Source organism: Psychroflexus longus (assembly GCF_020164595.1).
Classification (GTDB): Bacteria; Bacteroidota; Bacteroidia; order Flavobacteriales; family Flavobacteriaceae; genus Psychroflexus; species Psychroflexus longus.
Genome location: NZ_JAIQZE010000001.1, coordinates 1 through 23954, shown reverse-complemented (window position 1 = coordinate 23954; position 23954 = coordinate 1). Strand labels below are relative to the sequence as shown.

Annotated in this window: 24 protein-coding genes, 3 tRNA genes and 1 pseudogene; 13 read left to right on the top strand and 15 right to left on the bottom strand. The window is 35.3% G+C overall.

The features are described 5' to 3' along the window. The first annotated feature begins 14 nt into the window (after nucleotides 1-14). The gene (locus LB452_RS00135) at nucleotides 15-2069 is read left to right on the top strand and encodes an alpha-ketoacid dehydrogenase subunit alpha/beta (protein ID WP_224459701.1); all 2055 of its coding nucleotides are present in this window, start codon (nucleotides 15-17) and stop codon (nucleotides 2067-2069) included. 386 nt (nucleotides 2070-2455) lie between these two features. Here the strand turns inward: LB452_RS00135 and LB452_RS00130 are convergent, their stop codons facing one another. Together LB452_RS00130 and LB452_RS00125 are read right to left on the bottom strand one after the other, a co-directional pair. Then, entirely contained in the window at nucleotides 2456-3268 is an 813-nt protein-coding gene (locus LB452_RS00130) for a sterol desaturase family protein (protein ID WP_224459700.1), read from the bottom strand. A gap of 157 nt (nucleotides 3269-3425) precedes the next feature. Next, nucleotides 3426-4091 (bottom strand): ferredoxin reductase domain-containing protein, encoded by a 666-nt coding sequence (locus LB452_RS00125; RefSeq protein WP_224459699.1) that lies wholly within the window; start codon nucleotides 4089-4091, stop codon nucleotides 3426-3428. Nucleotides 4092-4238: 147 nt separating this feature from the next. On the opposite strand from LB452_RS00125, the gene LB452_RS00120 reads away from it, so the two are divergent. Then, nucleotides 4239-5084, top strand: coding sequence for a mechanosensitive ion channel family protein (locus LB452_RS00120; protein WP_322965728.1), 846 nt, complete (start codon nucleotides 4239-4241; stop codon nucleotides 5082-5084). Nucleotides 5085-5086: 2 nt separating this feature from the next. Here LB452_RS00120 and LB452_RS00115 read toward each other — a convergent pair whose 3' ends face one another. Then, nucleotides 5087-6271: a pyridoxal phosphate-dependent aminotransferase gene (locus LB452_RS00115; protein WP_224459697.1), complete on the bottom strand. Its 1185-nt coding sequence runs from the start codon at nucleotides 6269-6271 to the stop codon at nucleotides 5087-5089. Nucleotides 6272-6283: 12 nt separating this feature from the next. Further along, nucleotides 6284-7378 carry a fatty acid desaturase family protein gene (locus LB452_RS00110; RefSeq protein WP_224459696.1) on the bottom strand — a complete coding sequence of 365 codons (1095 nt, stop codon included), beginning with the start codon at nucleotides 7376-7378 and terminating at the stop codon, nucleotides 6284-6286. A gap of 195 nt (nucleotides 7379-7573) precedes the next feature. Between LB452_RS00110 and rsmG the strand changes: the two genes are divergently transcribed. Then, nucleotides 7574-8203 carry a 16S rRNA (guanine(527)-N(7))-methyltransferase RsmG gene (gene rsmG / locus LB452_RS00105; RefSeq protein WP_224459695.1) on the top strand — a complete coding sequence of 210 codons (630 nt, stop codon included), beginning with the start codon at nucleotides 7574-7576 and terminating at the stop codon, nucleotides 8201-8203. Between the two features lie 98 nt (nucleotides 8204-8301). On the opposite strand, the gene pruA is transcribed toward rsmG, so the two are convergent. Next, nucleotides 8302-9927: an L-glutamate gamma-semialdehyde dehydrogenase gene (gene pruA, locus LB452_RS00100; RefSeq protein WP_224459694.1), complete on the bottom strand. Its 1626-nt coding sequence runs from the start codon at nucleotides 9925-9927 to the stop codon at nucleotides 8302-8304. A gap of 97 nt (nucleotides 9928-10024) precedes the next feature. Next, a complete protein-coding gene (locus LB452_RS00095) occupies nucleotides 10025-11314 on the bottom strand; it encodes a type IX secretion system plug protein (RefSeq protein WP_224459693.1) in 1290 nt (429 codons plus the stop codon). Between the two features lie 106 nt (nucleotides 11315-11420). Here LB452_RS00095 and LB452_RS00090 point away from each other — a divergent pair, with 106 nt between their 5' ends. From LB452_RS00090 to LB452_RS00055, 8 genes are all read left to right on the top strand, one after another. Beyond that, nucleotides 11421-12770: a Na(+)-translocating NADH-quinone reductase subunit A gene (locus LB452_RS00090; RefSeq protein WP_224459692.1), complete on the top strand. Its 1350-nt coding sequence runs from the start codon at nucleotides 11421-11423 to the stop codon at nucleotides 12768-12770. Nucleotides 12771-12783: 13 nt separating this feature from the next. Further along, the gene (locus LB452_RS00085; protein ID WP_224459691.1) at nucleotides 12784-13956 is read left to right on the top strand and encodes an NADH:ubiquinone reductase (Na(+)-transporting) subunit B; all 1173 of its coding nucleotides are present in this window, start codon (nucleotides 12784-12786) and stop codon (nucleotides 13954-13956) included. Nucleotide 13957: 1 nt separating this feature from the next. After that, nucleotides 13958-14683, top strand: a complete 726-nt coding sequence (gene nqrC / locus LB452_RS00080) for an NADH:ubiquinone reductase (Na(+)-transporting) subunit C (protein WP_224459690.1) — start codon at nucleotides 13958-13960, stop codon at nucleotides 14681-14683. A 2-nt stretch (nucleotides 14684-14685) separates the two neighbouring features. Continuing rightward, nucleotides 14686-15435 (top strand): NADH:ubiquinone reductase (Na(+)-transporting) subunit D, encoded by a 750-nt coding sequence (locus LB452_RS00075; RefSeq protein ID WP_224453632.1) that lies wholly within the window; start codon nucleotides 14686-14688, stop codon nucleotides 15433-15435. Between the two features lie 13 nt (nucleotides 15436-15448). After that, nucleotides 15449-16063: an NADH:ubiquinone reductase (Na(+)-transporting) subunit E gene (gene nqrE, locus LB452_RS00070; protein WP_224459689.1), complete on the top strand. Its 615-nt coding sequence runs from the start codon at nucleotides 15449-15451 to the stop codon at nucleotides 16061-16063. A gap of 12 nt (nucleotides 16064-16075) precedes the next feature. After that, a complete protein-coding gene (nqrF, locus tag LB452_RS00065) occupies nucleotides 16076-17365 on the top strand; it encodes an NADH:ubiquinone reductase (Na(+)-transporting) subunit F (RefSeq protein ID WP_224459688.1) in 1290 nt (429 codons plus the stop codon). Nucleotides 17366-17428: 63 nt separating this feature from the next. Beyond that, on the top strand, nucleotides 17429-17788 hold the full coding sequence (locus LB452_RS00060) for a Na(+)-translocating NADH-quinone reductase subunit F (RefSeq protein ID WP_224459687.1): 360 nt from the start codon (nucleotides 17429-17431) through the stop codon (nucleotides 17786-17788). Beyond that, nucleotides 17785-18786, top strand: coding sequence for an FAD:protein FMN transferase (locus LB452_RS00055; protein ID WP_224459686.1), 1002 nt, complete (start codon nucleotides 17785-17787; stop codon nucleotides 18784-18786). Before LB452_RS00060 ends, LB452_RS00055 begins: the two co-directional genes overlap by 4 nt. Here the strand turns inward: LB452_RS00055 and LB452_RS00050 are convergent. The 5 genes from LB452_RS00050 to LB452_RS00030 form a co-directional block, all read right to left on the bottom strand. Continuing rightward, a complete protein-coding gene (locus LB452_RS00050; RefSeq protein ID WP_224459685.1) occupies nucleotides 18783-19553 on the bottom strand; it encodes a class I SAM-dependent methyltransferase in 771 nt (256 codons plus the stop codon). The two genes, LB452_RS00055 and LB452_RS00050, sit on opposite strands and share 4 nt — an antisense overlap. A gap of 81 nt (nucleotides 19554-19634) precedes the next feature. Beyond that, nucleotides 19635-20321, bottom strand: a complete 687-nt coding sequence (locus LB452_RS00045) for an SDR family NAD(P)-dependent oxidoreductase (protein ID WP_224459684.1) — start codon at nucleotides 20319-20321, stop codon at nucleotides 19635-19637. Nucleotides 20322-20572: 251 nt separating this feature from the next. Next, nucleotides 20573-20656: transfer RNA gene (locus LB452_RS00040), tRNA-Leu, on the bottom strand. A gap of 168 nt (nucleotides 20657-20824) precedes the next feature. Further along, nucleotides 20825-20897 (bottom strand) — tRNA-Lys (locus LB452_RS00035). 61 nt (nucleotides 20898-20958) lie between these two features. Beyond that, a tRNA-Lys gene (locus LB452_RS00030) sits at nucleotides 20959-21031 on the bottom strand. A gap of 103 nt (nucleotides 21032-21134) precedes the next feature. On the opposite strand from LB452_RS00030, the gene LB452_RS00025 reads away from it, so the two are divergent. Beyond that, the gene (locus tag LB452_RS00025) at nucleotides 21135-21665 is read left to right on the top strand and encodes a shikimate kinase (protein WP_224459683.1); all 531 of its coding nucleotides are present in this window, start codon (nucleotides 21135-21137) and stop codon (nucleotides 21663-21665) included. On the opposite strand, the gene LB452_RS00020 is transcribed toward LB452_RS00025, so the two are convergent. After that, complete coding sequence (locus LB452_RS00020; protein ID WP_224459682.1) at nucleotides 21662-22162, bottom strand: phosphoribosyltransferase family protein; 501 nt, start codon at nucleotides 22160-22162, stop codon at nucleotides 21662-21664. The two genes, LB452_RS00025 and LB452_RS00020, sit on opposite strands and share 4 nt — an antisense overlap. A 1-nt stretch (nucleotide 22163) precedes the next feature. Beyond that, nucleotides 22164-22550: an RNA-binding S4 domain-containing protein gene (locus LB452_RS00015; RefSeq protein WP_224459681.1), complete on the bottom strand. Its 387-nt coding sequence runs from the start codon at nucleotides 22548-22550 to the stop codon at nucleotides 22164-22166. Between the two features lie 67 nt (nucleotides 22551-22617). Between LB452_RS00015 and LB452_RS00010 the strand changes: the two genes are divergently transcribed. Beyond that, entirely contained in the window at nucleotides 22618-23535 is a 918-nt protein-coding gene (locus tag LB452_RS00010; RefSeq protein WP_224459680.1) for an FKBP-type peptidyl-prolyl cis-trans isomerase, read from the top strand. Between the two features lie 60 nt (nucleotides 23536-23595). On the opposite strand, the gene LB452_RS13675 is transcribed toward LB452_RS00010, so the two are convergent. Both LB452_RS13675 and LB452_RS13660 read right to left on the bottom strand, forming a co-directional pair. Next, on the bottom strand, nucleotides 23596-23817 hold the full coding sequence (locus LB452_RS13675; RefSeq protein ID WP_407692598.1) for an IS3 family transposase: 222 nt from the start codon (nucleotides 23815-23817) through the stop codon (nucleotides 23596-23598). Then, nucleotides 23790-23954 (bottom strand): annotated as a pseudogene (locus LB452_RS13660) (DDE-type integrase/transposase/recombinase); the annotation flags it as partial. The gene LB452_RS13675 and the pseudogene LB452_RS13660, both read right to left, overlap by 28 nt.

Sequence of the window (23954 nt, the reverse complement as noted above, 5' to 3'; positions counted from 1 at the left end):
ATTTAAAATTGATCATGATTTCTAAAGATATTTTCAAAAAAGCATTTACCAACCTAGTCACCGCTAAGGCGATGACAGAACTTTACGAAGATAATTTCAAGGTGGTTTCGAAATACGTGCATGCCACATCTCGAGGACACGAAGTGATCCAAACGGCGGTGGGTATGCAATTGAAACCCCAAGATTATGTGTATCCTTACTACCGTGATGATTCGATTTTGCTAGCGATTGGCATGCAGCCTAAAGATTTGATGCTACAGCTTTTAGCTAAAAAAGACGATCCATTTTCTGCGGGGCGAACCTACTATTCACACCCAAGCTTAAAGGATGACGACAAACCAAAAATTCCACATCAAAGCTCGGCCACCGGTATGCAGGCGATTCCCGCCACCGGTGCGGCGATGGGCATGAAGTACAAAGAAAATACTTCACAATTCGAAATTAATAAATCAGAATTACCAATAACTGTTTGCTCCCTTGGAGACGCTTCCATGACTGAAGGTGAAATTGCAGAGGCCTTACAGATGGCCGCTCTTAAGCAATTGCCGATTATTTATGTAGTACAGGACAACGAATGGGATATATCTGCTAATGCTGAAGAAACGAGAGCTCAGGATGCGTATGAATATGCCAAAGGCTTTCACGGCCTGGAAGCCATCAGTATTGATGGAACCGATTTTATTGAGTCATACTCAGAATTTAAAAAGGTTGTGGAGACGGTGAGAACTGAGCGCAGACCATTTTTGGTGCATGCCAAGTGTCCGCTTCTCAATCACCATACATCGGGTGTACGAATGGAATTTTACAGGGATGATCTCGAGGAGTCTAAAATTAGAGATCCCTATCCGAAATTAAAAAAACAACTTCTTGATAATGACTTTACTGAAGATGAATTGGAAGCTATTGAAAAAGCAGCCAAAGCAGTTGTAGAAAAAGAATATCAGGAAGCATTACAAGCTAAAGATCCCACACCAGAGGATCTATTTACGCATGATTTTGCTCCAACTCCTATCACAGAGGAACGAGGCGAACGCTCCCCAGAAGGTGCAGAAAAAGTTGTCATGGTCGATTGTGCCTTGTTCGCTATTGAAGAGTTGATGACCAACTACAAAGAATGTTTACTCTACGGTCAGGATGTGGGCGGTAGGTTAGGAGGTGTGTTCCGAGAGGCAGCCACTTTGGCTCAAAAATTCGGAGACCATCGGGTTTTCAATACGCCAATACAGGAGGCCTTTATCGTGGGTTCTACGGTGGGAATGTCTGCCGTTGGTCTTAAGCCAATTGTTGAGGTTCAGTTTGCAGATTACATCTGGCCTGGACTCAATCAGTTGTTTACAGAAGTGAGTCGCAGTTGTTATTTGTCCAACGGAAAATGGCCAGTATCCATGATTTTGCGTGTGCCTATTGGTGCATACGGTAGCGGTGGTCCTTACCATTCCTCTTCAGTGGAAAGTGTAGTCACCAATATACGTGGTCTCAAAATAGCTTACCCCAGCAATGGTGCAGATTTAAAAGGTCTGATGAAAGCCGCTTACCACGATCCAAATCCCGTGGTTATTTTTGAACACAAAGGCTTATACTGGAGCAAAGTCCCCGGTACCAAAGGGGCCACTAGCATAGAACCTGCAGAAGATTATGTGCTTCCATTTGGCAAAGCCTGGGTATTGCAGGAAATCTGGCCTCAGGACGACAAGGAAACACTAAGCATCATCACTTATGGAATGGGAGTGCACTGGGCAATGAATGCCTCACAGGAACTCGGTTTGCAAGACCAAATTGAAGTTGTGGACCTTAGGACGCTCCATCCTTTGGATGAGGAAACCATCATGAAGTCAGTCAAAAAATGCAAGAAATGTTTGGTTGTGACCGAGGAACCATCCAATAATTCGTTTGCCAGAGCATTGAGCGGGAAGATTCAGGAAAAGTGCTTTCAATACCTGGATGCGCCAGTAATTACGATAGGCTCCGAAAATATGCCGGCCATTCCCCTAAATTCCATTTTGGAAGAAACCATGATCCCAAGTACCGAAAAGGTAAAAGCCAAAATACAAGAGCTTTTAGATTACTAATTATTTTGGCGTGCCCCCTCCCCAATCCCCAGAGCATTGGGGAGGGCGGGGTCGGGGTGCCCTTTTCAATTCCTCGTCCCTTACGCCCTTGGGACTGCGGGATTTCCATTCGCATTCCTTACGCAAGGCTTTATCGATGAATTTACTATAAACCAAACTTAGGTGGATTGATTAAAACCCCAGAGTTTAATTTTGCGAGTTACTTTCCTTAGCTTTTTCGATTTATTCTAAAAATAGAATATTTTCTATTGATGTGTAATGTGTCAAGGCATAGGGATATAACGAAAAGCGCGTAACCCCAAAGCTTTGGGGTTACTTCAAGTGATAGCCCGATTATGCGCCAAATGATTATCGAGAAGTTAATGTACAAGTCAGACAATATTTGCTTACTTAGTTTTGATGCTTTTGTTGAATGGAATTTTTAATTGGTATAAAATGTCTTCATCTTTGATATCATCAACGATATCCAATCCATATTCGATTTTGTTGGGGTCATCGTATATGTAGGTCCCGAAAATTCTATCCCAAATGGAAAACATATTTCCAAAATTGGTGTCAGTCCAGGGCATTTCTTTGTGGTGGTGAAACTTGTGTAGATTAGGTGTTACAAAAAGGTAACTGAGAATCTTATCTGTTTTGCCAAGGTTGATATTGGCGTGAGTGAAGTATGTAAAAAAAACACTTAAAACCCTGTAGAACAGATAGTAGGCGATGGGCATTCCCATAATCAGTACGGCAATGAGGGCAAATGTTTCTCTTATGGTAAAGTCCAACGGATGGTGTCTTGTGCCTGTGGTGACATCTACTTTCGTATCGCTGTGGTGGATGATGTGGAGTCGCCACATCCATTTGACTTTGTGCAGCAAATAATGCACCCCGTATTGTGCTATAAAGTCTAAAGCAATTAGAGCTAATAGCAATTCGACGATAATCGGTAGATCAATGCTATTTAACAACCCAAATTGGTTGACCTCAATCCAATAAAAAACTCCAAGCGTAAGTGCTCCAAAACCAACGTTGATGATCATTGTAAATAACAGGAATATAAAGTTAACTCCGGCGTGCTTTATTTTCTTATATTTTACGATTGATAAGGTGTAGTAACCTTCTAAGATCCAAAAGACTCCTAAAACGCCAACTACCCAACCTAGCTTCATCCAAATTGGCATTTCTTCAAAAAAAGTTAGAAATTCTGTCATTATAATAATTATTCTGATACTAAATTTAGAAAAAAAATATCAAATTTAGTCTTTTACTAAAATTTAAAATGATCTTGATTGCAGCTTTCGATTAAATCCAAATAAAAAGCCTCGTATAATCGAGGCTTTTTTGATAGTAATGAAAGGTTTTATTTATTTATTCTTCCACAATAATGTTTTCATCCTCTACGCCGAGTTCCCTTAAGTCGTTAACTACACTTTCTATCATTGGTTCTGGACCACAGATGTAGAATTTTTGTTGTAAATTAAGAATATGCTTTTTCAAGAAAGTTTGATCTATTTGACCGTGATCATACTCCTTCGTTTTTTCTCTAGATAGAATATTTATAAAATTATTTCCTAGCATTTCCTCTAATTCATCTTTCAAAATGATATCTGCTTCGGTTTTATTGGCGAAGATGAGTTTGTTATTTTCATTCTTATTACCATTTTTATTTCTGTTTCTTAGGATTGCAATTAGGGGCGTTAGGCCTGCACCACCAGCTATAAATGTCCCTTCTTCTCTAAAATAAATATTACCAAAGACATCGGTTTGCAGTAATTCATCCCCTGCCTTTAAGTCCAACAACTTTTCCGTGACTCCGTTGTGATCAGGATAAGTTTTGATGACAAATTCTAAATAATTATTTTCTGGAAGACTGGTGAATGTGAAAGGTCTGCCTTCTTCTTTCCAGCCTTCTTGATTAATGAAAAGTTCTGTAGCCTGACCAGGTTTAAATACTAAATCAGATGGTTTTTTAGTTCTGATCTGTAAAACGTCAGGCGTGATTTTTTCGATGTGAGTAATTTTTAAAGTATTCATTTTTTACTTTGAATTTAAAAAAGGAATAAGTTTTATCTATGAAGATTAAGAATATAAGTTTCAATTTTTAACAATTTGAATCGAACGGTAAAAACTGACAGATTATAAATATTAATAATTACCTTATCCAAAAATACAATTCAGAATATGGATACATCATTTATTGACTCACTTAAGAGTTTTTTTAAAGAAACGCTTGTGAGTTTAGGGCCTAAGATTTTGTATTCGCTTGTAGTGTTTATACTGGGAATACTCATTATTAAATTAATTATGAGGCTCTTGAAAGCAACTTTAAAAAAATCAAAAGTTGAATTGTCCCTCAAGACCTTTGTAGAAAGTTTATCTGTTTTCATACTTTATGGATTATTATTTACATTGATCGGTTCAATTTTAGGAGTCAAGGCAACATCCTTCCTTGCTATCTTTGGAGCAGCAGGAATAGCAATAGGTCTTGCTCTTCAAGGAAGCTTAGCTAATTTTGCAGGGGGTGTTTTGATCTTAGTCTTTAAACCTTTTAAAGTTGGTGATTTAGTCAAAGTTAATCAACACAAAGGGCATGTGGCGAAAATTGATATTCTTTACACGAGAATCAAAACCTTTGACGGGAGAATTATAACAATGCCTAATGGCAATGTGGCAAATAGCGACGTAGATAATCGAACTATGGAACCTACCAGACGAATAGATTTAGAACTGCGATTCACTTATAAAACCGATATTGATCAAATACGAGAGGTTGTCCTAGAAGCTTTGAAATCTCATAAACAAATAGAAACCGATCCAGAGCCAGATGTCTGGTTGGAAGAATTTCTTGAATCAGAAATGCGCATTGTAGCAAGATGCTGGGTAGACTCACAATTATACTGGCCCGTGTTTTGGGAACAGATGGAGTCTGTAAAGAAAGCTCTCGATATAGCAGGGCTCGAAATATCAATGCCTCAAAGAGTCGTATATCAGGGAGGAGAATACATTATAAAAGAAAAAAATCAATAAGTTTAACTTATTGATTTTTTGATTCTTTCCATAGCTTCTTCTATATCAGATTCGCTAGCTGCGTAGGATATCCGTATACAATCTGGATTTCCAAAAGCTTCTCCAGTGACTGTAGCTACATTGGCTACTTCCAATAAAAACATCGAGAAATCAGTTGCATTTTCAATAAGTTTTCCATTATAAGTCTTTCCAAAAAAGGAAGAAACGTTAGGAAATACATAAAAAGCTCCTTTGGGTTCATTGCACTCAAAACCTGGAATAGTTTCAATCAAATCTAGAATCAGCTTTCTCCTTGATTTGAATTTATCGATCATGAATTGAATTTTATCCAATGGTGCTTCAAGAGCTGTTATCACAGCGCGCTGTGCTATACAGTTTGCACCACTTGTGACTTGGCCTTGTAATTTCTTACAAGCATTTGCTATTTTTTCTGGAGCACCTATGTAACCAATTCTCCAACCTGTCATCGCAAAAGCTTTTGAAACTCCGTTGACAGTCACAGTCCTGTCATACATTTCTGGTATTTCAGCCATAGAAAAACGTTCGCTCCCAAAATTGATATGCTCGTAGATTTCATCACTGACAATGATGACGTCAGGATAATCTTTTAGAACTTCAGCTAGTGCTTTCAATTCATCTTTAGAATAAACAGAACCACTTGGATTACAGGGTGAACTGTACCAAATCATTTTAGTTTTTGAGGTAATAGCTGATTTCAGCTGATCAGGAGTCATTTTAAAATCTTGATCTATATCTGTTTGAACTTCAACTGGAATACCTCCATTTAATTTGACAATATCACTGTAGCTGACCCAGTAAGGACAAGGGAGAATAACTTCATCTCCCGGATTCAACAATACAGATGCAACATTATATAACGATTGTTTAGCTCCTGTAGAAACCACTATCTGATTCAATCCATAGTCAAGATTATTGTCCCTTTTGAATTTTCCTTGGATTGCTTTTTTTAGATCTTCATAACCGTCTACAGGGGTGTATGAGTTATAATTATCATTAATAGCAGTAATGGCAGATTCCTTTATGAAATCTGGAGTATTGAAATCTGGCTCGCCTAAACTGAGGCCTATTATATCTTTACCTTCGGCTTTTAATTCTCTGGCTTTTGCTGCCATAGCCAAGGTTGCAGAAGTTTCAAGTTTTTGAATTTTATCTGATAATTGGATCATGTAATTATTAAGTTATGATAATTGTGGCTCACTTCCAAGCATGCGTAGATGTCTAAAGTGCGATTTTATAGCTTCTCTTGTTGATTCATACTCATTATAAGGAAGATCGAATTCTTTGGCTGTTTCTTTTACAATCTTGCTTATTTTACCATAGTGAATGTGGCTGATATTAGGAAATATGTGATGTTCGACTTGATGATTTAAACCACCACTAAACCAACTCATTAATTTGTTACTTGTCGCAAAATTTGCAGTTGTAAACAATTGGTGAATTGCCCATGTATTTTTCATCTCACCAACTTCATTTGGCATTGGCATATCATTTTCTTCAACCATGTGAGCTAATTGAAATATGATGCTCAAAATCAAACCAGCTGTATAATGCATGATGAAAAAACCTAATAGAACTTTCCACCATACAATTCCTATTAGTATAGGTATGATAATCCATATGGACAGGTATAAGGCTTTAGTCACAGCCAATAAGCTCCATTGCTTCCATTTGCTAGGCATTTTTCCATAGGAAAGTTGGCGCTTCAGGTAACTTCTCGTTTGTTTAAAATCTGATGTAAGTGACCAGTTGAAAGTCAATAACCCATAAAGAAAAACTGAATAAATATGTTGAAACTTGTGAAAACGCTTCCACTTGGCATGTTTTGAAAACCTGATGATTCCTCCAGCGTCTATATCCTCATCATGACCATGAATGTTGGTATAAGTATGGTGAAGCACATTATGTTGTACTTGCCAGTTGTAAACATTACCCGCCAGAATATAAATAGAACTTCCCATAAATTTATTAACCCATTTCTTTTTAGAATAAGTACCATGATTTCCATCATGCATAACATTCATTCCTACACCGGCCATGCCAACTCCCATCAACATGGTAAATAATAATTTCCACCAACCGGAAACGTCTAAAAATAGAATCAAGAAATAGGGGGTTAAAAATAAACTGAACATGAAAATTGTCTTAATATGCAATTTCCAGTTACCAGTTTTCTTCACGCCATTTTCGTTAAAGTAGTTATTTACTCTTTTGTTAAGTGTCTTAAAGAATTTCTGAGGATCTTTTCTCGAGAATTTGATTGTTGGATTTGTCATCGTCAAAGTTATATAAAACAAATATAAAAATTTATATACACCGGTGCTTTGGATGATCACTAATTGTTTTCGATTTAGGGAAGTTTAATTGCTAAAATCTTTTTTGTTGTCGCAATTTGATTAAAAATAATCAAGATGCATTTTGATTCATTTGATGATAATAACTGCTATTTTCGCTCTAGAAAATTTAAAACAGTGGAATTAATAAAACGTTACTTTACCGATCTTGATGAACTACAATTAAAGCAATTTGAAAAAATAGCAGAAGTTTACAAGGATTGGAATCAAAAAATTAATGTCGTCTCCAGGAAAGATATTGATGAAATTTATATACGCCATGTACTACATAGTCTTGGTATTGCTAAAGTTCAAAGTTTTTTACCTGGATCTAAGGTTTTGGATGTCGGTACTGGTGGAGGTTTCCCAGGTATACCTTTAGCTATTATGTTTCCTGAAACTCAGTTTACCCTGGTGGATAGTATAGGAAAGAAAATAAAAGTTGTAGAAGAAGTGGTTGATACATTGGAACTTAAAAATGTAACGGCCATCAACGATCGTGTTGAAAATATTTCTGGTGATTTTGATTTTATAGTTAGTAGGGCAGTAGCTGTTATGCCAAGTTTCGTTCACTGGGTAAAAGGTAAAATTGCTAAAGAATCCAAGCATGGTCGTAAAAATGGAATCTTATACCTTAAAGGAGGAGATTTAACCGAAGAGTTGAAACCTTATCGAACTGTTGAGATATTTGAATTGTCAGAAATCTTTGAGCAAGATTTTTTTGATACCAAAAAAGTAGTCTATTTACCAATGAAATATAGAGGTTGATTAATCATATCTTCCCACATTAGAGAGGATTAACACTAAATATAAAATCCCTCAAATTATGAATTTTGAGGGATTTTATATTTATGACTTAGTCTAAACTATTTCATGTGTGGATAAGTATAATCTGTTGCAGGAACAAAAGTTTCTTTGATCAATCTTGGTGATGACCATCTTAATAAATTAAACTTAGATCCAGCTTTATCGTTAGTACCACTATTTCTAGCACCTCCAAATGGCTGTCGACCAACTACAGCTCCTGTACACTTGTCATTAATATAGAAATTACCTGCAGAATTTTGCAGAATATCAGTTGCAACTGAAGCAGCATAACGATCTGTAGAAATGATAGAACCAGTCAATCCGTATTGACTTGTGTTGTCAACTAGATGGAGCGTTTCTTCATATTTATCATCATCGTAAACATAAAGCGTTAAAACTGGTCCAAATAATTCTTCAACCATTGTTTCATATTTAGGATTTGTAGTAACGATTACTGTAGGTTCAACAAAATAACCTGTCGACTTATCACAATTTCCACCGACAATTATTTCGGCATCATCACTTTTCTTAGCTCTTTCAATGTATTCTGATAACTTATCAAAAGACTGTTCATGAATGACGGCTCCCATAAAATTGCTAAAATCTCCAGTTGGTCCCATTTTAATCGACTTTACGTCTTTCACCAAACGTTCTTTTACACTTGGCCAAAGACTACTTGAAACATAAGATCTTGAAGCAGCGCTACATTTTTGACCTTGAAATTCAAATGCACCTCTTAGTAATGCTGTTGCAACGACTTGAGCATCAGCTGATTTGTGAGCTACTATAAAGTCTTTACCGCCAGTTTCTCCAACTATTCTTGGATAAGTATTATAGTTATGAATGTTTTCACCAATTTTAGCCCAAATGCCTTTGAATACATTTGTACTTCCAGTAAAATGGATTCCAGCAAATTCTTTTCTTGCTAGAATTTTGTCAGTAATCATTACAGGGTCACCTATAATCATGTTAATAACACCATCAGGTAGACCTGCTTCTTTAAATACTTCCATAATCACCTGAGCTGAAAGCATTTGACTATCACTAGGTTTCCATACAGCAACATTCCCCATTAAAGCAGCACTTGATGGTAAATTACCAGCAATAGCTGTAAAATTGAAAGGGGTAATGGCATATACAAATCCTTCAAGAGGTCTGTGTTCTAATCTATTCCACTCATTATCAGCAGATTCAGGTTGCTCTCTGTAAATTTCTGACATGTATTCAACGTTGAATCTTAGGAAATCACAGATTTCACAGGCAGAATCAATTTCGGCTTGAAAAACGGTTTTAGATTGACCAATCATGGTCGTTGCGTTCATTCTGTCTCTGTAGGGTCCAGCGATAAGATCTGCAGCTTTTAGAAAGACAGCAGCTCTTTGCTCCCATGGTAACTTTGCCCATTCTTTTCTAGCTTCCAAAGCAGTGTCAATGGCTCTTTCTACATGTTCTTCTTCAGCATTATGATAAACTCCGACTTCATGTTGATGATCGTGCGGAGGTCTTATGCTTTTAGTGTTTCCTGTTTTGATTTCTTCCTTACCTATATATAAAGGAACTTCTGCCTTTTCACTATATATCTTATTATACATCTTTTCAACAGATTCTCTTTCAGGAGAACCAGGTGCATAAGATTTTATTGGTTCGTTTATAGCGGTTGGCACTTGAAAATAACCTTTTCCCATAATTATTATATTATTTTTAATTAACGTAAATATAAAGCTAATAAATCATTTTTAAAATTTGAGGTGGTAAGCTTTTATTAATACTTGTTAAGAAGCCTTAATTAATGATGCTTTCACTATTCCCAAAACCTGTACCAATGATTCTGTCAAATCTAGCTCCTATCTCGCGATAGTAGACTATGACCTGATAATCATTTTCTGTGACGTCGTGGTCTCCGCTAATGAAACCTTCTTTGAAATTTCCGTTCTTATCGAGATAAACATACTTATAATTATAGAAACCTTGTTTTAATAAAAGTTCGTTAGTTAAAATATTTGGTTGGGTCTCAAGAGATTTCATCAACGTACTATCATCTAAAACGTAGTTATTGAACCTTCCATAAAGGTGAATCTCACCACCTTCCAGGTCTTTTGAGTTTTGTAAAGTAAAATGGACTTTGGCATACTCAGATTCAATATCGACATCATTACCTTGAATCGCATTAATTCTGAAAGCACCGTTTATATCAGGATAAAACGTGTAAGCATTTCCTGCTCTTACAAAATTTGGATATAAAAATGAGTTGTATAAATCGTCGAGTTCTACACGCTCTATTCTAAGTGTTCCTTGTCTTATATCTTTGTTGTCGAAGTTCAAATACTCATTACCGCCCCAAAAAGAGGATTCTTCATCGTATCTATAAATAAGCCTGTTTCCCTGAGTGAACTGAGGTTTTAAATCGTAAATCGCTGTATTGAAATCATTGTTTTGAACAACGATTGTGTTGACAGTCTGTTCAGGATTTCTGAAAACAAATTCATCTCTTCCTACTTCAAAATTAACAACTTGTTTTTTATCTAAGTAAGTAAGATTTCTTGATCTTCTTATGGTGATATCAACATTAACCAGATTTTCATAGACAATAAATTTTCTTGAGAATAATAGTTCTTTATTGGAGTTGAAGATCTTGAGCATATAATTACCACTAACCTTTAGACCCCGTGTGTTCTCATTTGGAAAACTTAGTTCATAATGCGTGTATGGCTGAAAAGTGGTAAATGAATTTACAAAATTGAATAATCTGATGTTATCGAACCCCTCCAGATATTCATTTTTGGAAAGCTTGGAAGGGGTCCAGTCAAAATTGTAATGTTCGATTTCATAGTAATAATCATTTTCAGCTGCAGTCAAATCATCAAATTTGAGATTTAGAGTCTCATTAATTGATATGATGGGTGTACCACTAAACTCATCAGTCGATCCAAAGAATTCTATGGTTTTGATGAAATCTGGAGGTAAAGTCTCGTAAACCTCCTGACCTTTTATTGAAGAACTTGTAAAAGTTATTAAAATAAGGAGGATAAACTTTTTAATAACATTGCTAAGCCTTATATTTATTAAGCTCATTTAGTTGTTTAGATTAATTATAAATAATAGAACTATAAGATTTGTTTGCTTTAGGAATGTAAGTTAAATTATTAAATTTGCAAACCAAATAAAATTTTATTTAAAGATGCCCATAGACGTAAAAATTAAAAAGGGTTTGAAGCTGAATCTAAAAGGTGAAGCTAAAAATTCAATTGAACAAGCACAGAAATCAAAAACTGTTGCTTTAAGGCCTTCAAATTTTCACTCTTTGGTACCAAAGTTGGTTTTAAAGGAAGGTGCAAAGATTAAAGCAGGCGATGAAGTTTTTTTCTCAAAATACTCCGATAAGACGAGAGTTGTTTCTCCTGTGAGTGGTGTTCTTAAAGAAATAAAGCGTGGGGCAAAGAGGAAAATTTTAGAAGTTATAATCGAAGCAGACGATAATATTGAATACAAAGACTTTGGATCAATGAATCCTTTGGAGTCTGAGTCTTCATTGGTTAAAGAAAGAATTTTTTCAACTGGTTTAGGAATTTTTCTAAACCAAAGACCATATAATATTCCAGCTAATGCTGATGATACTCCAAAAGCAATTTATATATCAGCATATGATACAGCTCCTCTATCAGCATCTTATGAAATGGTTTTAAAAGACAAAGCTGAACATTTTCAGATCGGTATTAATGCACTTACAAAACTGACTGGTGGCAAAGTTTACTTAGGAGTAGATAAGCAGTCGGCAAGTTTCCTGAAAGATGTTCAAAATGTTGAACTAATCACAATTTCAGGACCTCATCCTGCTGGTAATGTTGGAACATTGATTCACGAAACTGAACCTATGAATAGGGGGGAACGTGTTTGGACCATCAATCCTGAAGATGTTGCGATTATTGGTGAGCAGTTTAAGACTGGAAAATACAATGCTGAAAGAACAGTCATAGTCACTGGATCTGCAGTCAATGAAAATAACAGAAAATATTTTAAAACTATTATAGGTTCTGAAGTAAAATCATTCTTAACTGATTTTGAAGAAAACTCTAGAATAATTAGTGGTAATGTATTAACAGGTGAAAAGGTAGAAAGCGATGGCTACATCAATTTCTTTTCCAACACGCTTACTGTAATCCCTGAGGGTAATGAATACAGGATGTTTGGTTGGGTGCCTTTTAAAGACAATGATATTCACTCCGCATCAAAAACTTCATTGTCTTGGTTGTTTCCAAACAAAAAGTATGATGTAAATACTAATCTAAACGGGGAAGAAAGAGCGCTTGTAGTGACAGGCGAAATGGAAGAGATGATGCCGATGGATATTTTGCCTATGCAACTTATAAAAGCTTGCATGGCTGGAGATATTGAGAAAATGGAAAATTTAGGAATTTATGAAGTAGTACCAGAAGATTTTGCACTAGTAGAATATACGAATACATCTAAAATCGAAGCGCAAGAAATTATACGCAATGGTTTAGATTTAATGATAACTGAAGTAGGATAAATTTATAATAACTATGAATTGGATTAGACAGAAAATTGATCAAATTAAAGAGCCTTTTGAGCCAGGTAATAAATTAGAAAAGTACCGTCCAGCAATAAATGCACTTGACACTTTCTTATTTGTACCTGATCATACAACTAAAAAAGGTGCACACATTAGAGATGCGGTAGATTTGAAGAGGACGATGATAACAGTTGTGTTAGCTTTAATTCCTGCATTAATTTTTGGGATGTGGAATACAGGTTACCAACACTTCACTCAGCTAGGAGAAAATCCTGCATTTCTTGAAGCATTTTTGCATGGAGCTTATAAAATAGTTCCAATGATTGTAGTATCCTATGCTGTAGGTTTAGGATTAGAGTTTGCTTTTGCGATAATGAGAGGGCATGAGGTTAATGAAGGATATTTAGTTACTGGATTGCTTATTCCAATGATTATGCCAGTTGACATTCCATTATGGATGGTTGCATTATCAGTTATATTCGCTGTCTTGATTGGTAAGGAAGCTTTTGGAGGAACTGGGATGAATATCCTGAATCCAGCTTTAACTGCAAGAGCTTTTGCTTTCTTTGCTTACCCAACTTATATGTCTGGGAACAAAATATGGGTTAGCGAGGCTTCGAATGTGGATGGCATTTCTGGTGAAACCATTTTAGGTTCACTAGCTGCAAATAAAGAAGTGACTTACAATGCCGCGGAAATGTTTACAGGCGTTATACCGGGTTCTATTGCAGAAACATCGACACTTTGTATTGTTGCTGGTGCTTTGATATTGATATTGACTAAAGTCGGAGACTGGAGAATTATATTAAGTGGTATAATCGGTGCTGCAGCTATGGGCTTACTTTTAAATGCTTTGCCATCAATGGGTGTGGAAGGAAATGGTTTGACCAACTTCCCATGGTACAATCATCTAATTGTAGGAGGATTTGCTTTTGGAATTGTTTTTATGGCAACAGATCCGGTGAGTGCTGCCCAGACTATGAAAGGTAAATGGATTTATGGTATTCTAATTGGCTTAACAGCTATCTTAATTAGAACATTGAATCCAGCATATCCAGAAGGTATTATGTTATCGATCTTGTTGTTGAATGTCTTTGCACCGACAATCGACCATTATGTAATTGAAGGTAACATCAAGAAAAGAAAGAAACGGTTAGACATGAAATCAGTTAAAACAGCATAATATGAATAAAAATAGTAACGCATACACATTTATTTTTGCCATTGCGATGGTTGTAATTGTTGCCGTGACATTATCATTCACATCAACAACATTAAGTCCGCTTCAAAAAGAAAATGTTCGTAAAGAAAAAATGCAAAATATATTATCTACTGTAGGTATCGAAACAGATAGAGAAAATGCTGAAACACTATTCAATAAGTACATTACTCAGCAGATCACTTTAGATCATGAAGGTGAAGAAAAAGAAGATGTAGATGCCTTTGAGGTTGATTTAGCGAAAGAACTTTCAAAACCAATTGAAGAGCAATCTTTTCCAATATACTTGGCCAATTATGATGGTTCAGATTATTATATTGCTCCCATGAGAGGTAATGGATTATGGGACGCTATTTGGGGTTATATAGCCTTAAAGGATGATGCAAACACAATAAAGGGCGTTATTTTTGACCATAAAGGTGAAACTGCTGGTCTTGGAGCAGAAATTACTACTGACTGGTTTCAACAACGTTTCGTAGATGAAAAGATTTTTAATGAAAACGGAGATTTAGTTGGTGTAAGTGTTGTAAAAGGATACAGTGGTGGAAACAATAAAGATGACAATAAGGTAGATTCTATATCTGGTGCTACTATCACAGGTGATGGTGTAACAGAAATGATTGAAAAAAGATTGAAAAATTATTTGCCTTTTTTCAAAAAGCGTCAGGAAATTAAAGTTGTAACAAGATAATTATGAGCTTAGAAACAAATCAAAAGCCTCAAACTGAAGAAGAAAAAAAGAAAAGCGAAATGCTGCTTTTCTTATCAAGTTCTGAGGAAAAAGAACATTTCTTATCAAAGGCTAATCGAAAGATATTAAAGGATCCTTTGGATGACAACAACCCTATAACAGTTCAAGTTTTAGGCATTTGTTCAGCATTAGCAATTACAGTTCAGCTTAAGCCAGCTATTGTTATGTCTTTAGCCGTTGTTTTTGTAATGGCATTTAGTAATGTAATTATATCTCTTCTTAGGAATTCTATCCCAAGCAGAATCCGAATTATAGTTCAATTAGTAGTTGTTGCCTCTATGGTAATTTTAGTTGATCAAATTTTGAAAGCTTATGCATTTGATGTTAGTAAACAACTTTCTATATTCATTGGTCTGATTATTACTAATTGTATTATCATGGGTAGACTGGAAGCATTTGCACTTGGTAATGGAGTTTATAAATCCTTTTTGGATGGAATCGGTAATGCAGCAGGGTATGGACTTATTCTTATAATTGTTGCTTTCTTTAGAGAGTTATTCGGTTCTGGTAAGTTGCTAGGTTATGAAGTCTTAGGTCACAAAGGTGTTACCATGGCAGAGTCAACCGGTTTATATGCTTTAGGGTATGAGGATAATGGATTTTTCTTATTATCGCCAATGGCCCTTATAGTGGTAGGAGTCCTTATTTGGATACAGAGAGCTAGAAATAGAAAATTAATTGAAGAAAATTAAATAAACCTCATAGATGGATTTAGTAAACTTATTTGTTAAAAGTATTTTCATAGAAAATATGATTTTTGCCTATTTCTTAGGCATGTGCTCTTACTTAGCTGTTTCAAAAACAGTAAAAACGGCGGTTGGACTTGGTGCAGCTGTTATATTTGTACTACTTATTACAGTGCCTGTCAACTATCTTTTAGATAATTACCTGTTGCAATCCGGTGCATTAACTTGGTTAGGGCCTGAATTCGCCGACGTAGATTTGAGCTTTCTTAGCTTTATCATGTTTATAGCTGTAATTGCATCAATGGTCCAGCTTGTAGAGATGATTGTTGAAAAATATGCACCAGCACTTTATGGTTCACTTGGTATCTTTTTACCGCTTATTGCAGTAAACTGCGCTATTTTAGGAGGATCATTATTTATGCAGCAAAAAGATTTTAGTGGAATTGAAGGCGCAGCGGTTTATGGCTTAGGTAGTGGTATAGGTTGGTTTTTAGCAATTCTTGCTATTGCTGCGATTAGAGAAAAAATAGCTTATTCCAACGTTCCAGCCCCTTTGAAAGGTCTTGGAATAACATTTATCATTACAGGATTGATGGCGATTGGATTTATGAGTTTTATGGGAATTAAATTATAAACACAGAGGATTATGACAGTTATATTAGCGAGTGTTGCAGTATTCTTAACTTTAATTTTATTATTGGTTGTAATATTACTTACAGCAAAATCAAAATTATCGCCTTCGGGTCCAGTTAAGATTAATGTAAATGGTGAAGAAGATTTAGAAGTTGGATCAGGTTCAACCTTATTAAATACATTAAGTGATAACAAATTATTCTTGCCTTCAGCTTGTGGAGGTGGTGGAACTTGTATTCAGTGTAAATGTATCGTAACAGAAGGTGGTGGCTCAATTTTACCTACTGAAGAACCTCACTTTTCAAGAAAAGAAATTGCTGAAGGATGGAGATTAGGATGTCAGGTTAAGGTAAAACAAGACATGAAAATCGAAATACCAGAAGAGGTGTTTGGTATAAAAAAATGGGAAGCTACTGTAGTTTCAAATTATAATGTAGCCTCATTCATTAAGGAGTTTATTGTTGAAATTCCTGAAGATATGGACTACAGAGCTGGTGGTTACATCCAAATTGAAGTACCTCCCTGTGAAGTAAAATTCGAGGATATGGACATCACCGCTCACCCAGAAGAACATCCTGATGAAAAAGATAAATTCAAAACTGAATGGGATACATTTAAACTGTGGCCTTTAGTGATGAAAAATCCTGAAACAGTTGAAAGAGCTTATTCTATGGCTTCTTACCCTGCAGAAGGGAAGCGTGTTATGCTGAATGTTCGTATAGCAACTCCACCTTTTGATAAATCTAAAGGTGACTGGATGGATGTGAATCCAGGAGTTGCATCCTCATATATATTTGGTTGTAAAGCAGGTGATAAGGTAACTATATCAGGTCCTTATGGTGAGTTCTTCATCAACGAAAGTGAAGCAGAAATGCTGTATGTTGGTGGTGGTGCCGGAATGGCTCCTATGCGTTCTCATTTATATCACCTTTTCAGAACTTTAAAGACGGGAAGAAAAGTTACATTCTGGTACGGTGGTCGTTCCAAGCGTGAATTATTTTATACTGAACACTTCAGAGCCTTGGAAAGAGATTTCCCTAACTTTAAATTTTATTTAGCTTTATCTGAGCCACAGGAAGAAGATAACTGGAAAGTTAAAGACGGTTTAGATGGAGAAGGTGATGGTTTTGTTGGTTTTATTCATCAATGTGTTATTGATAACTATTTAAGCCATCATGAAGAACCAGAAGATATTGAATTATATTTCTGTGGACCTCCATTGATGAACCAAGCTGTTCAGAAAATGGGAGAAGACTTTGGAATGGCCGATGAAAATATCAGATTTGATGATTTCGGAGGATAACCTTTAATTTACTATCCAAAACCCAAACATTAAATCTGTTTGGGTTTTTTTATATCTTTTAAAATGGGATTACTTACAGAACAACAACTGCATAATCTTGCCATGAATGTTGTTGGTAAAGACTTGGAAGATTTGGGATATGAGTTCTTAGCTGTTAATAGCAAAAAATCCAAAAATCCTCAGTTTGTAGCTACAAAAGCAAAAAAAATGGTGTTTGTAGTTGTAAGAGCTGTTACATACCCCGATAATCCTGTCTTATATGACGAAGAACTTTTGCAGAAGGTTTCTAAACACGCATTTACCTTTGAGGCCAAAACTTTTTATGCTGGTGTAGGAATTGCAAATTCTATTAGTTACGAATTGCCTGTAGATTCAGAAGAAGATTACGTTTTGAACTATTCAGGTTTAATTGAAATCAAATGAAGTCTATCCTATTACTTTTAAGCTTTTTAGTCTTAATCTCTTGTAATGATTTAGCTGAAGTCAAAACGCTACAAGGAAATGCTTTAGGAACTACTTATTCGATAAAATACTTTTCTGATGCGACCATTCGACCTTCAGAAATTGATTCAATACTAAAGGTGATAAACTCTTCGATGAGTACTTACATTGAGGATTCCGACATTTCTAAAATTAATTCAGGAGACACCACAATCGTGGTTGATACCCATTTCCAAAAAGTTTTTAAAGCTTCTCAACGCATTTTTTTAGCTACAGATGGTTTTTTTGATCCAAGTGTAGGTGTTCTTGTCAATGCCTATGGTTTTGGGCCTGGAGGCTATTCAGATATAGTTACAGATAAAGAAATTGACTCTCTTCATCGGTTGATTGGTTTTGACAAAATCCATCTAACAAACGACTCTAAAATAACTTTTGATTCTTCAATTTCCTACTTAGATTTCAATGCGATTGCCAAGGGTTATACAGTAGACGTCTTTGCCGATTTCATTGAGTCTAAAGAGGTGGAAAATTTCCTTGTTGAAATTGGAGGTGAAGTTTCAGTTAAAGGGCAGAATTTGGATAACCAAAGTCCATGGAAAATAGGAATCGAACTGCCCTTAGAAGATGGATCAAGGGAATTGGAATATGGAGTTAATCTTTTTGATCAATCCTTGGCCACTTCTGGGAATTACAGAAAATTTCGAATAGATTCAACGACTGGTCAGAAATATGTTCACACTATCAATCCCAAAACTGGCAAGTCACAAAAATCTGATGTTTTATCAGCATCAGTCATTGCCGATTCTTGTACAGATGCAGATGCATTCGCTACTGCTTTTATGGCGATGGGATTTGTGGAGTCCAAAAAATTTCTGAAAACTAATGAAATCTTGAAGGTAATTTTAATCTACTCTGATAAGGATGGAAACCAGAAGACATTTATCTCCGAGGACCTTCAAGATTCGGTAGAAGAATTTTAAATAGGTTTAAAGCAGACTGGTATTATTTCTCCCTTTTGAAGGCGATAATAGTCAATTTGCGATTCATCTAATTCCGAAGTGAGATCGACCTCCTCAACTTTAAAACCTATTGATCTTAATTTATCGAAATAATCTTTACCATAAATTCTTAGGTGATCGTATTGACCAAAAATTTTGGCTCGTTTCTTTGGATCTATAATTGTATCGTCTTCAAAGGTTGTTTCTCTACTGAGGTCTTGTGGAATTTGAAGTATAGCCATGCCGCCAGGTTTAAGGACCCTGTATAGCTCTTGCATAGCTTTTGTGTCATTTTTTATATGCTCTAGAACATGATTGCATATAATGGTGTCAAACATGTTATCTCCAAAAGGCAAACTACATATATCTGCTTTTACGTCAGCAATTGGAGAGTTCAAATCTGTAGTTGTATAATCTAAGTTGGAGAGATTCCTGAATCGTTTGTAAAATGCCTGTTCTGGTGCAAAATGTAAAACTTTATGTTCACTTTTAAAGAAATCTGTTTTCTTTTGAAGGTAAAGCCATAATAATCGATGTCTCTCTAAAGACAACGTAGATGGACTCAAGACATTGGATCTTTTTTTCTCATACCCATAAGGCAAGAATTTTGAAAATGTTTTACCATCAATTGGATCTTTAAATTTATCTCCACGATACAAGAAAACCAATAATGGTTTCAGAAATAGACTCAATCGTATTAGGAAGGGTCTAGGAAACAGATTCAAGATGACTTGAAAGGGCTTTTTCAAAATGATTTAGAAAAGGGTTTATTTTTACAATAATAAATTCAGCTCGAGATTGGATTAAGAATGTTAAGGTTAGTAATTCTTTTAGTCAATTGCCGAAAAGGTTTCACCGTTTGGGCCATCATCATCAATTAAAACCGGCTTAAGCGCACCTGGTAAAACTTCCTCCACAGAATGATCGGCAAATTCGCCACCTAAGTTTGTAGATATCCATTGGGGATCTAAAGAATTAATCCTAACACCTGTTCCTTCAAATTTTACTGCAAGGTCAATAGTTATTTTGGATGCAGCCCATTTCGAAACGCTATACGGGAGTAACTCTGGTTGATCTTTAATTCCAGAAACTAAGTTGATAACTCTGCCAAAGCCATTTTCCACCATTCCAGGAATAAAGGCACTACTCAGAGCGTAAACACTTAAAACATTCGTCTTCATGCTTTCCATCCATTCCTCCCAACTATGGCTCCAAAAATCTTCTTTATAGCTCGTCATAATCGCTGCGTTGTTGTATAAGATATCTACTTTTACATTAAGGTTCTTAACTTGTTTAATAACGTCATTAATGCTTTTTTCTTCAGATAACTCCCCATGAACTACATTTACCTTCACATTGTAAGGTTTTAAGAATTCTAAGGTTTTATTGCAGTTTTCCTTTTTTCTACCATGCACAATTATGTTACAACCCAAATTTGCCAAGCCAACAACAATTTGTTGACCTATACCTCGGCTAGATCCAGTTACAAATGCAGTTTTATTTTTTATATCAATCATAGATTATATGTTTAGGGGATAGGACTATATTTTTCTAATTATAAAGTCACATGTAAGCAACAAAGTTAGAGATAATATTTTTTTGATTCTTTCAATACCTATAAAAAAATGAAGGATGCGACGGTTTTAATTATCCTGTGTTACTAAATTCCAGTATTAATGAAACAATAGAAGATTAAATAAGATTTTTGAAATGACTTTGATTTAAAAAACTTGGAAAGAAAAATTCAATTAAAGCTGAAATTTAAAAGTGCCCAGAGCGGGAGTCGAACCCGCACGCCCTAATGGACACATGGCCCTCAACCATGCCTGTCTACCAGTTCCAGCACCTGGGCATTTAGTAACCAAATATAACTTTTAAATCTCTGATTCGATATTAAGATTATTAATAGTTATAAATTAGAAGGAAACGAGTTGATTTAAAAATGAATTGTCAAGGATATTCTTTGATTTAGAATAACTCTAGTAGTTTTGAATCACCTAACAAAACAAATTTTGTAAAGTGATCTGGCTGGGGCTCGAACCCAGGACCCTCTCCTTAAAAGGGAGATGCTCTACCAACTGAGCTACCAGATCTAAAATATTTGTAAGAACTTTGTTTTAATAAAATACCCGTGCCAAGCACGGGATATAAGAGTGATCTGGCTGGGGCTCGAACCCAGGACCCTCTCCTTAAAAGGGAGATGCTCTACCAACTGAGCTACCAGATCTTTTGCGTCTTTTTGCGGGTGCAAATATAATATCTTAGTTCGTTATTTCAAGCAAAAATAAATTAAATTTGAAACATTTTTAATTTGTTCAAAGTTGTAATTTATGAAAGTAGTTTTGTTGGGATATATGGGAGTTGGAAAGTCAACTCTTGGGCGGGTTTTGGCAGATTCCTTGAAGTTTATTTTTTTCGATTTAGACACTTACATTGAGAATAAGGAAGGTTTAAGCATCCCAGAATTATTTAAAACAAAAGGTGAAATCTATTTCCGGAAACAAGAATCTTATTATCTAAAAGAGATTCTTTCAAGAGATGTAGATATAGTTTTATCATTGGGTGGAGGAACTCCGGTTTATGGAAATAACATGAAAGAAATTGTAGGAGCTAGTAATACTATTTCTGTTTATTTAAAACTTCAGCTTAATGAGCTCGTTTCTAAGTTATATCATCAGAAATTAAAGCGTCCTCTAATAGCTCACTACCAAGACGAATCTGAATTCGAAGAATTTGTGAGAAAGCATTTATTTGAACGTCAACAATTTTATTTTCTCGCAGATCATGTTTTAGATTTGACCGGAAAGAACGTCAATGAAAGCCTAAGTGAATTACTTGGTCTGCTTAATGAGAATACCTAAATTAATTCTGCTTTTGCTGGAGTAGTGAAATCAACATTCACACTTTCATTTAACGATGTCGATAAAGATATCCCTTTGAAGTCTACTTTAATAGGGTATTTTTTGTGATTTCTATCCACCAAAACAGCAGTTTTAAATTGTTTTAGTGGAACATCGAGAAAATGTTTAGCAGCGAACATTAAGGTAGAACCGGTATTGAGAACGTCGTCAATCAAAATCACACTTTTATTTTTATACTCCGTTGGAGTTAGCGAGACTTCGACACTATTAAGTGGATTTTTCTTGTTGATTTTAACCTTGGCAAGAATAATAGACTGTTCAGATAATTTATTGAGATTTTTTAATATTGACTCAGCCATTATGAATCCATTTTTTTCAATACCTGCAACCACCATAGACTCATCATCTATGCATGCTTCAAGAATCTGAAGCGATATCCTTTTAATCTTTATGTCGATATCTTCTTCAGATAAAATTAAGGTGGGTTCTGTTTTCATTTTATAAGTCTATATCGTCTTTAGCATTCTCTTTGAGATCATCTAGTTCCCTTCTATCTTTTTTGGTGGGTCTGCCGGCTCCTTTCTTTCTGTAATAATCTTGAGAATACTTCAATAAATCTAATTTTTCTAAATTCTCTTTCGGAGTAATATCATTACAATAGATATTTACCAGTTTGGCTCCAACCCTGGATTTTGGAAGATCCAAAATTTCAATTTGATAATTGATTTGATTTTTTCTTATTTCCAATTTATCTGTAGGATAAACATTCCTAGAAGGCTTTATAGATTCGCCTCCTATTTTCACATGACCTTTCTTGCAAGCATTGGTGGCGATGCTTCTAGTTTTAAAGTACCTTACCGCCCACAAATATTTATCTACCCTCATCAAAAACAAATTTAATCTCAAACAAAAATATAAGAAAATCGTATCTTGCCACCAAAATAACAGTTAAATGAAAATACAAAATCTAGTTTTAATTTTTATCTTTTTTACAGTGATTGCATGCAGTAATGATGATGATGGTCCGGCTGACGTAGTTACAAGAGATGTTGAGGAGGTAAAGGTTGAAAATATGGAGCAGATTGAGACCTTTTTAGAAACTCATTATTATGTGTTTGAAGAAAATTCTCAAAATTCAAACTTTCAAAATATTGTCTTCAGGGAGATAGAAGAAGGAGATACAGATAAGCAACCAGTCATGGAATCTGAGTTCCTTAAGTCAAAAACCGTTACACAACGGGAAGTAGATTATACTTTATATTATTTACAAATAAGAGAAGGAGCAGAGTCTGTAAGAAAACCAACCTTTGCAGATTCAGTTTTGGTAACTTACAAGGGTTTTTCAATTACTGAAAAAGATGTTTTTGATAACTCTCCAAATCCTGTTTGGTTTGATCTGACAAACAATATAGTTGGATTTTATGAAGTTATGGATGAGTTTAGAGGTTCTACAGGAGTTGTTGAAAATGCTGATGGTACTGTAACTTTTGATGACAATTTTGGCATTGGATCTGTTTTTATTCCTTCCGGTATTGCTTATTTTGCTTCTCCACCAGCTGGTTCTGGCATTAGTGCGTATGAGCCAATTGTATTTAATATTCAGTTGTATAAATCCATAGAGTCAGATCACGATCGTGATGGCGTACCTACATGGATGGAGGACGTAAATGAAAATAGAAGAGTCAATGATGACGACACTGACGAGGATAGAGTTCCTAATTACGCAGATGGTGACGATGATGGTGATGGTGTTCCAACTAGAGAAGAAATTGATTTTGATGCTCAAGGAAATTTGATCTTACCATTACCTGATTCTAACGGTAATGGTATTCCAGATTATCTGGATTCAACGTTTCCTGCTCAAAATTAATCTTCAGTTTTGTCTCGTCCTAAATAACCGATACAGATTATTAGCCATTAAATTTATAATTTAAACCTTAACGATGCTAGCATCGTTAAGGTTTTTTGATTTATACGATTTTCTTTTGAGTTTGTTTTGCTTGTGCATTTCCATCGGAGTTAACATATGATTAGATAAATGTGGTCTGAGATTATTGTAAATACTGACTGCATCAGCGATAAGCTTTTTCTTTAATGTCATATCCTTTATGTTTTTAGCAATGTTGAACTCTTGTTTAAGTATACCATTGATTCTCTCTGCGATTGCATTTTCATAAGGATCATATTTTTCTGTCATACTTGTTTTTATGTTGTTTTTGTCTAACATTTCTTGATAGTCATTTGAGCAGTATTGTAGTCCTCTATCTGAATGATGGATTAAAGGTTCTT

Coding starts and splice junctions, on each gene's coding strand:
- LB452_RS00135 (WP_224459701.1), top strand. CDS start 15: ATGATTTCTAAAGATATTTTCAAAAAAGCATTTACCAACCTAGTCACC.
- LB452_RS00130 (WP_224459700.1), bottom strand. CDS start 3,268: ATGACAGAATTTCTAACTTTTTTTGAAGAAATGCCAATTTGGATGAAG.
- LB452_RS00125 (WP_224459699.1), bottom strand. CDS start 4,091: ATGAATACTTTAAAAATTACTCACATCGAAAAAATCACGCCTGACGTT.
- LB452_RS00120 (WP_322965728.1), top strand. CDS start 4,239: ATGGATACATCATTTATTGACTCACTTAAGAGTTTTTTTAAAGAAACG.
- LB452_RS00115 (WP_224459697.1), bottom strand. CDS start 6,271: ATGATCCAATTATCAGATAAAATTCAAAAACTTGAAACTTCTGCAACC.
- LB452_RS00110 (WP_224459696.1), bottom strand. CDS start 7,378: ATGACAAATCCAACAATCAAATTCTCGAGAAAAGATCCTCAGAAATTC.
- pruA (WP_224459694.1), bottom strand. CDS start 9,927: ATGGGAAAAGGTTATTTTCAAGTGCCAACCGCTATAAACGAACCAATA.
- LB452_RS00095 (WP_224459693.1), bottom strand. CDS start 11,314: ATGAGCTTAATAAATATAAGGCTTAGCAATGTTATTAAAAAGTTTATC.
- LB452_RS00090 (WP_224459692.1), top strand. CDS start 11,421: ATGCCCATAGACGTAAAAATTAAAAAGGGTTTGAAGCTGAATCTAAAA.
- LB452_RS00085 (WP_224459691.1), top strand. CDS start 12,784: ATGAATTGGATTAGACAGAAAATTGATCAAATTAAAGAGCCTTTTGAG.
- nqrC (WP_224459690.1), top strand. CDS start 13,958: ATGAATAAAAATAGTAACGCATACACATTTATTTTTGCCATTGCGATG.
- LB452_RS00075 (WP_224453632.1), top strand. CDS start 14,686: ATGAGCTTAGAAACAAATCAAAAGCCTCAAACTGAAGAAGAAAAAAAG.
- nqrE (WP_224459689.1), top strand. CDS start 15,449: ATGGATTTAGTAAACTTATTTGTTAAAAGTATTTTCATAGAAAATATG.
- nqrF (WP_224459688.1), top strand. CDS start 16,076: ATGACAGTTATATTAGCGAGTGTTGCAGTATTCTTAACTTTAATTTTA.
- LB452_RS00060 (WP_224459687.1), top strand. CDS start 17,429: ATGGGATTACTTACAGAACAACAACTGCATAATCTTGCCATGAATGTT.
- LB452_RS00055 (WP_224459686.1), top strand. CDS start 17,785: ATGAAGTCTATCCTATTACTTTTAAGCTTTTTAGTCTTAATCTCTTGT.
- LB452_RS00045 (WP_224459684.1), bottom strand. CDS start 20,321: ATGATTGATATAAAAAATAAAACTGCATTTGTAACTGGATCTAGCCGA.
- LB452_RS00025 (WP_224459683.1), top strand. CDS start 21,135: ATGAAAGTAGTTTTGTTGGGATATATGGGAGTTGGAAAGTCAACTCTT.
- LB452_RS00020 (WP_224459682.1), bottom strand. CDS start 22,162: ATGAAAACAGAACCCACCTTAATTTTATCTGAAGAAGATATCGACATA.
- LB452_RS00015 (WP_224459681.1), bottom strand. CDS start 22,550: ATGAGGGTAGATAAATATTTGTGGGCGGTAAGGTACTTTAAAACTAGA.
- LB452_RS00010 (WP_224459680.1), top strand. CDS start 22,618: ATGAAAATACAAAATCTAGTTTTAATTTTTATCTTTTTTACAGTGATT.